The following is a 2,473-nucleotide window of genomic DNA, read 5'->3' as shown; positions in this document are numbered from 1 at the left end:
CCAACGTCATCATCAGGCACATGTGGCGCGACGACGACCGCCGCAGCAGCCCAGCGCCCACCATCGCCGCAGCCGCTTGACAAGAGAGCTTCGAGAGCGTGAACGCCCGCATCCGCCGGGCGGTCAAAGCCCGCGGCCACTTCCCCAACGAACAAGCCGCACTCAAATGCATCTACCTGGCGGTCATGAGCCTGGACCCCACCGGCAAGGGCCGCAAACGCTGGATCACCCGCTGGAAAGCCGCCCTGAACGCCTTCGAGATCACCTTCGAGGGCCGCCTGGCCGCCGCCCGAAACTAGACCCTGCAAGATCGAGTTACACCGTTAACTGGGCTCTTCCAAGATTCCCGTGGTAACTGACGGTGTGTCGGTCGCTACAACGTTGGGGTCTGGGTGTCACGGTAGGTCGCGTGTGACCGTGACATGGTGGATGTCGTGTTCCCTCACCTGAGCGCCGTCCTGGTGGAGCGGGTCGAGCGCGATGACGACACGGTGGTGATCGTCGGCCGGTCCCGGGGGGATCCCGGCGTGCGGGACGGTGACGCGCAAGGTGCACGGCTACTACCGGCGGCGGTTGGCCGATACCCCGGCCGGTGGGACCGCGGTGGTGCTGGTACTGACGCTGCGGCGTCTGGTGTGCCCGAACCTGGACTGCCCGCGTCAGACCTTCCATGAGCAGATCCCTCGGCTGACCGAACGGTACGCGCGCCGCACCCCGCCGTTAGCGCAGCTGGTCGGCGCCTTCGCGATCGCGCTGGCGGGGCGGGCCGCCGCGTCGCTGCTGGCGGCGACGGGTGTGGTGCTGTCGGGCACCGCGGTGCTGGCGGCGTTGATGGCGCTGCCCGACCCCGCGACGCCGGTGCCCGAAGCGATCGGGGTGGACGATTTCGCCCTCAAACGCTCACACCGGTATGCCACCGTGATCATCGACGCGATCACCCATCAGCGCCTGGCGGTGCTGGACGGTCGGCTCGCGGTGACCTTGGAGTCCTGGCTGAAGGCCCACCCGGGGGTGAAGCTGATCTGCCGGGACCGCTCGACGGCGTACGCGGCCGGATCACGCGAGGGTGCACCGCTCGCAGTGCAGGTCGCCGACCGCTGGCATGTCTGGAAGAACCTGGTCGAGGCGGTGGAGAAGACCGCTATCGCGCACCGCGCCTGCTTCAGTGACCCCGATCCCGGTCGCGGCGCCGCGCGGGCCGAGGGGCCCAGCGCGCAGCGCACCCGAACCCGGCACAAGGCAGTGCATGCCCTGCTCTCCCAGGGAGCCTCCCACGGGCAGATCATGCGGCAGCTGCACCTGTCACGCAACACGGTCAAGAGGTACGCCGCCGCCGAGCGCGCCGAGCAGCTGATCCACGGACCGAAATACTCCACCACCCTGGTCGACCCGTTCCGTGACTACCTGCGGCAACGCTGCGCCCAGGAGCCCGCCGTGCCCACCTGGACCTTGCTGGGCGAGATCAAGGCGATGGGATATCAGGGCGGATCCACACTGCTCTACCGCTACTTCGAGCAAGGCCGCGCCGACGACGAGCATCCACCGCCCTCGCCCCGCCGCCTCACCGGCTGGATCACCACCGACCCGGCCGGCCTCACTCCCTCCAAGCAGACCCGCCTGGAACACGCCCTCAAGCGCTGCCCCGAACTGCAGGCCGCCGCCGATCACGTGCGTTCCTTCGCCGCCCTGCTCACCGCCGATCACGACGGGAACCTGGCCGAGCACACCACACGCCTGGACGCCTGGATCCACCAGGTCCGCGACGACCCGGCGGTGCCTGCGCTGCGCTCCTTCGCCGAAGGCCTGCTCATCGACCATGACGCCGTGGCCGCCGCGCTCGCCCTGCCCCACAGCAACGGCGCCACCGAGGGCGTCGTGAACAAGATCAAGCTGCTCAAACGCCAGTGCTACGGACGCGCTGGCCTGCCGCTACTCCGAAAACGGATACTCCTGGCGTGAGCACCATCCGTCACCACGGGAATCTTGGAAGAGCCGTTAACTGGACACACCCGTTCGCGCGGACAGGACAGCGGGCAAGGTCCCGGCGATCTTCGCGGGGCCATGAAAGAGGGACTGGATTAATCCTTTCAGGTGCCGGGCTACGTGGTTTAGGTGGAGGGGTGTCCGGGAGGGTTGGGGAGGCTTGACGGTCGTGGACGGTGTGCAGGGGAGGGTGGGCCGGGTGGAGTGGCGGACGTCGCGGTACAGCACGGTTCGGCGGGGTGCGGCGTGTGTGCAGGCGAGCCCGGCGACGTTGTGGCCGGACGGGATGGTCACGGCGCGGGCCGGGTCCCGCCCGTCTTCGGGAGTGTCTGGCGGGCTGGTGGTTCTGCGGCCCGCCACCGAGCCTGACCCGGTAAGCACGAGAGCCGCCGAAGCTGCCGATCCGGGCGTGGGTGTTCCGTTGTCGCTTGGGGTGTTGCGGCAGGGTGCCGCTGCAGCCGCGGAGGCGGCCATGGACCGTGAAACCGCG

Annotated in this window: 1 protein-coding gene and 1 pseudogene; both read left to right on the top strand. The window is 69.0% G+C overall.

Annotated features, from left to right (window positions below; all coding sequences use genetic code 11):
• Window positions 1–86 precede the first annotated feature (86 nt).
• Window positions 87–299 (top strand): annotated as a pseudogene (locus AB0I04_RS55065) (transposase); the annotation flags it as partial.
• 220 nt (window positions 300–519) lie between these two features.
• Complete coding sequence (locus tag AB0I04_RS55060) at window positions 520–1,959, top strand: ISL3 family transposase (RefSeq protein ID WP_360905036.1); 1,440 nt, start codon at window positions 520–522, stop codon at window positions 1,957–1,959.
• Window positions 1,960–2,473: the final 514 nt, after the last annotated feature.

Origin of the sequence: Actinoallomurus sp. NPDC050550 (assembly GCF_040655075.1) — a bacterium.
Lineage (GTDB): Bacteria > Actinomycetota > Actinomycetes > Streptosporangiales > Streptosporangiaceae > Actinoallomurus.
Note: the sequence above shows the minus strand (reverse complement) of the source record. Positions and strands in the feature narration are given on the sequence as shown.